Source organism: Streptomyces sp. NPDC031426 (genome assembly GCF_055581585.1).
The window spans coordinates 94,724-99,741 of the sequence record NZ_JBVIJE010000007.1 but is presented as its reverse complement, the minus strand read 5'-3'; the positions used below and the strand labels follow the sequence as shown (position 1 = coordinate 99,741).

Below are 5,018 nucleotides of genomic sequence, written 5' to 3'. Positions count from 1 at the left end.
GTCTCCGCGGCCTGCGCCAATTCGGGCTGTTCTTCGGCCTCTGGCGTCTCCGCGGGCTGGGGCTCGGGCTGTTCTTCGGCCTCGGTCGTCTCTTCGGCCTTCGGCTCGGGCTGCGTCTCCGCGGCCTCCGCGAGCTCGGGCTGTCCTTCGGCCTCTGGCGTCTCGGTGGGCTCCGGTTCGGGCTGCTTCTCGGCCTTGGTCGTCTCCGCGGGCTCCGGTTCGGGCTGATTCTCGGGCTCTGTCGGCTTGGTGGTCGGCTCCTTGGGCTCTGCCGGCTCGGTCGTCGGCTCGGTCTGCTGCTTCTGCTCCGGCTTCGCCTTCGCCGTGGTGTCGAGGTGTGCCGGTTCCGGGTCGCCCTCTGCCGGGTGGGGGACCTTTACGTTGCTGAAGGCCGCTGCCACCAGGTCGTGTTCCTCGGGAGAGGAGCGGCGGGGTTCGGGGACGGTGGCGTCGGCGGTGGGCTGGGGGGTCTCCGGTTGCGCCGGCAGGCGGTCGGCACCCTCTGCCTCGGTGGCTCGTCCCTTGCGGGAGCGGCTGAATGCGTTCCGCAGGAGAGTGAGAATGCCCATGTGTGCAACCCTTCGCGTGAGTTGATCCACGTCGATCCCTGGCCAGGACGGACACGTAAGGTTAGCGAAGCACTCAGTGGGGGGATGCGATCGACCGGGCCGCCGCCACCTCCTGGCGGAGCGGCTCCAGGACACTGCCCGCGGGACCGGTGAGGTCAGTGCGGACCGGGGTCAGGGTTTCCGCGTCCCGTACGCCCTCCGAAAGCTCCCGGAGCTGTAGGACCACCTGGGTGATCTCGGCCGGGGACGGGGGCGCCGCCCCGTGCCGTACGCGCACGCGCGCCGCCGTCGTCGCGTCGACGATCCGTTCCACCGCCACGACCAGCGGCCACCACGCGGCCGCGCGGCGGCCGGTCGGCGGTGGTTCGGTCAGGGCCCGCTGGAACTCCGTACGGATCACCGACAGGTCGCGGTAGAGGCGGCGGCGCATGCGGGCGCGGGCGGCCGGGGCGCAGTCGGGGGCGAACGCCGTCTCCACGTACCGCGCCGTGTCCGCCACCGCGTCGGCCAGGCGGTCGCCGACCCTGGTGCGCCAGCTCTCCGGCCAGAGGAGGTAGCCGGCGGTCAGGGCGATCGCGCAGCCGAGGAGCGAGTCCGTCAGGCGGGGCAGGAGCAGGGCCGTGCCCTGGTGGTTCAGGATGTCCGAGAGGAGGAGGATCACCGGGGTGATGGCCGCCGTCTGGTAGCCGTAGCCGCGGGGGGTGAGCGCCGGGATCAGGGGGGCCAGGAGCAGCATCGCGAGGACGTCCCACCAGCCCAGCGGGACCTCCGCCAGGACCACCGCCGCGATCACCAGGCCCACCACCGTGCCGAGGGCGCGCAGCAGGGCGCGGGAGAAGACCGAGCCGAAGTCGGGTTTCAGGACGAAGGTGATCGTCAGGGCCACCCAGTAGGAGCGGGGGACGGGGATCAGCGACACCAGGGCCTGGGCGATGCCGATGCAGACCGCGAGGCGCAGGCCGTAGCGCCAGGAGTTGGCCGAGAGGACGACGTTGCGGGCCGCTCTCGCCGTGCGGATGCCCAGCGCCGCGGGGCGGCCCAGGCGGTCGTCGATGCCCCGGGGGTCCACGTCGGGGGCCGTGACGACCTCGGCCGTGTGGCGCAGGGCGTGGTCCACGGCGCGGGCTGTCTCCGTCACCGGTACCGGGAGGTCCAGGGCCATCGGGCCCGTGTAGCCGCTTTCGACGGCCTGGGCCAGGTGGCGGACCGTCTCGGGGATCCGGGCCGGCAGGGGGCGGGCCGCCAGATGAGCCGCGGGGGCCGCCTCCACCACCGGGATGACGGCGTTCAACTGGGCGAGGAGCCTGGTGAGTTCGCGGCTGCGGCCGTGGTGGCGGGGGCGCCGGGCCAGGATCAGGTCGTAGGACTGGTTGAGGGACTGGGTGACGGACCGGCGGGCCTCGTCGTACTCCTCGATGTGGTCCGTGCCGGAGACGGTGAGGAGCCCGGCGACGGCGCGGTACGCGGCCGCCACCGCCGCGCGTTCGGGCACGCCCGAGCGCAACGGCCAGGCCAGCAGGGCGAGGAGGAGGACCAGGAGGCCGCCGCCGGTCAGCAGGGCCGGAGCCAGCCACCAGGGGTGCGGGAGGGGGAGGCCCGCGCCCACCACGCAGTTCAGGAGGAGGAGCAGACCCGAGACCGAGGCCACCGCGCCGATCGTCGAGATCATGCCGGAGAGCAGGGCGACCCCGGTCACCGTGGCCACCGCGTACCAGCCGTGGCCGTGCACCAGCGTGCCCAGCGTCACACCGACCGCGCCGAAGAGCTGCGGGACGGCGATGTTGAGGATGCGCATGCGGTAGGCGTCGGCGGTGTCGCCGATGACGCCGGACAGGGCGCCCATGGAGGCGAGGGCGCCGTACGTCGGATGGCCGGTGGCGAGGCCGATGGCGAGCGGCAGGGCCATGCCGACGGCGGCGCGGGCCATGGCGGCCTTGTTGACGGGGGCCTGCTGCGGGCGGATGTTCCGGACCAGCCAGTCGGGAGGGGTGAGGCCGCTGGGGAACTCTCGCGACATGCGGCCATTATCGCCGTCGGCGCTGATCGCCCGGTTCATCCCCGCTGATGGAGGGCGAGGTCCACGACGAGGGCGCGGTGGTCGCTGCCGGCCACGCGCAGAAAGCGGGCGCCGGTCGCGCTGAAGTCCGGTGAGAGCAGGACGTGGTCGATCTGGGTGCCGACGACCGAGGCGGTGCGCGCGGGCCAGCTGGCGGCGCGGTCGTGTCCGGCGAGACGGGCGGCGTCGGTCAGGCCGGTGTCGAGGATGCGGCGGAAGGCCGCGTGGTCCTGGGTGGCGTTGAAGTCGCCGGCCAGGATGGTGGGGGTACGGGGGCCGGCCGCCGCGAAGGCGCGGAGCCTGCCGAGTTCGCGGTGCCACAGGCCGACCTGGCCCGGCAGCGGGGGCATGGGGTGGGCGAGTTGGAGACGTACGGCGTGGCCCCGCACGTCGGCGATCGCGCCGGGCATGCCCATGGTGCCGGGGACACCGGCCGTCGGTGTCAGGGGAAAGCGGCTGAGGATGAGCGAGCCGTGGGAGCCGGCCGCGCGGACCGCCCGCCGGTAGGGGTAGGCCGTCGCGAGGTCGGCCTCCAGTGTGGCCTGGCAGGTGAACTCGCACTCCTCGACGAAGACGACGTCCGGGCGGCGGTCCCGGAGCCACGGGACCAGGGCCGGAGTGCCGCGCCCGAACTCCACGTTGGAGGTCAGCACGCGGAGGGTGGCGAGCGGCGGGCCGGCGGGGTCGGCGGGGCCGTCGTACGGCTGGAGGTACCAGGCGAGCACGCCGAGTACGACGGCCCCGCACACCAGGCCCGGCCACCAGCGGGCGAGCAGCGCGCACAGCAGGGCGAAGCCGGTCGGCACGAGCAGCCACGGCAGGAAGGCGAGCAGCTGGGGTACCGGGGTGACCCCGTCGGTGTCGGCGCCCCGGCAGCCGGCCACCACGCCGGTCCCGGCGAGCAGCAGTCCGGCACACCAGGCGCCGAGCCTGCGTCCGGGGCGACGGTTCACGGGCCGAGCGTACGGGGTGTTCGCCGCCTGGGTGCGGGGATTCGCCGTTGTTCCGGGGCCGTCCACGGGCTGGGGGGCGTTGTCGTCGCTCGCGCGGTTACCCGCGCAGATCCCCGCGCCGCTTCGGGGCGCCTGGCTCATCCCCAGGTTGTGGATGCCTCAGCTGCCGGAGGCGGCGTCGTCGTCCCTGTGACGGGGGCGGAGGCCGGAGCGAGGGGTGTGGTCGGTGTGGCCGTGACCGGTGTGGTGCGGTGGCGTGCGGTGCGGCGTTGGTTCGGACGGCGGGTCAGCCAGGTGGTCAGCGCCACCGTGAGGCCCAGGGCGAGCAGGAGCCAGGCCACCGTGCGCAGGGTGGCGGTGAGGGCGTCGTAGACCGAGCCGACGGCCGGATGCGGGACGTGGGCGGGCAGGCCGGAGAGGGTGAGGCTGCGGCCGACGGCCACGGCCAGGGCGAGCAGGCCGCCGCCCAGGGCCGTGCCCAGCGCGGTCGCCGCGACCGCGCGGCGGCGGTGGACGGCGAGGGCGATCCCGGTGGCGGCGAACGCGACGGCCGCCACCGGCAGCCAGAAACCGGCGACTTCGAGCACGTGGAACCCCTTCCGGAAGGAGGCCAGTTCGCCCGCCGGGAGCACGGAGACCGCGGTGTGCTCCACCGGGATGCGTGCGGCGATCGGCACATGGTCCCGGGCCAGCTGGCGCTTGACCTGGTCGGTGACGGGGGCGAAGTCGACGGTGACCGGCCGCCCGGCCGCCGCGTCGTCCTCCTCGTCGCGCAGGGCGCGCAGCACCGCGTCGTGGGTGACCCGGTTGCCGGTGTCCCAGGCCAGCCGGAAGGCCTCGGTCTGGGTGAAGGAGCGCACCGCGTCCCGCACGAACGGGCGGACCGAACCACCTGCCGGGCGCACGTCCAGATGCTGGTCCACCGCGCGCAGGATGCCGTCACCGACCGTGTCCACGACGGCCTCCCGCACATTCGGGTCGGCGGCCAGCGGCGCCATCGTGGTGACGTACCGGCCCGTGTCGGCGAGCCCGTACGCCGCCCAGGCCGCCAGCGCGCCGAACGGCACGAGGAGGCAGGACAGGGCGAGCAGTACGGCCGACAGGGCGCTCCTGAGGCGTGGGGGCACGCTTCCAGGCTTCGGCCTGTGGGGCGCGGGCGCGAGCGGGGCGGGTGCATTCGGGCGAAGACCCGCATCCCTTGGCGGAACTGGGGACTTCGACCTCCGGTGGAGGGTTCACCCGAACGGGTGTTTCCTGGTGTGGGGGAGGAGGCCGGTGCAAGGCCGGGTGAGGGATGTGGGGAACACGGGGGAGGGGGGGGGGGGGGGGCGCCCCCACACCCCCCCCCCCCCCCCCCCCCCCCCCCCCCCCCCCCCCCCCCCACCCCCCCACCCCCCCCCCCCCCCCCCCCCCCCCCCCCCCCCCCCCCCCCCCCCCCTT

3 protein-coding genes and 1 pseudogene are annotated in these 5,018 nt (G+C 74.8%); all 4 read right to left on the bottom strand.

The window, feature by feature from the left end; genetic code table 11:
• A pseudogene (locus ACZ5NH_RS15930) lies at positions 1–569 on the bottom strand (VWA domain-containing protein); the annotation flags it as partial.
• A 73-nt stretch (positions 570–642) separates the two neighbouring features.
• Complete coding sequence (locus ACZ5NH_RS15925) at positions 643–2,586, bottom strand: FUSC family protein (RefSeq protein WP_468775638.1); 1,944 nt, start codon at positions 2,584–2,586, stop codon at positions 643–645.
• Between the two features lie 35 nt (positions 2,587–2,621).
• Entirely contained in the window at positions 2,622–3,578 is a 957-nt protein-coding gene (locus tag ACZ5NH_RS15920; RefSeq protein WP_468775636.1) for an endonuclease/exonuclease/phosphatase family protein, read from the bottom strand.
• A gap of 137 nt (positions 3,579–3,715) precedes the next feature.
• Positions 3,716–4,705 carry a hypothetical protein gene (locus ACZ5NH_RS15915; protein WP_468775634.1) on the bottom strand — a complete coding sequence of 330 codons (990 nt, stop codon included), beginning with the start codon at positions 4,703–4,705 and terminating at the stop codon, positions 3,716–3,718.
• Positions 4,706–5,018: the final 313 nt, after the last annotated feature.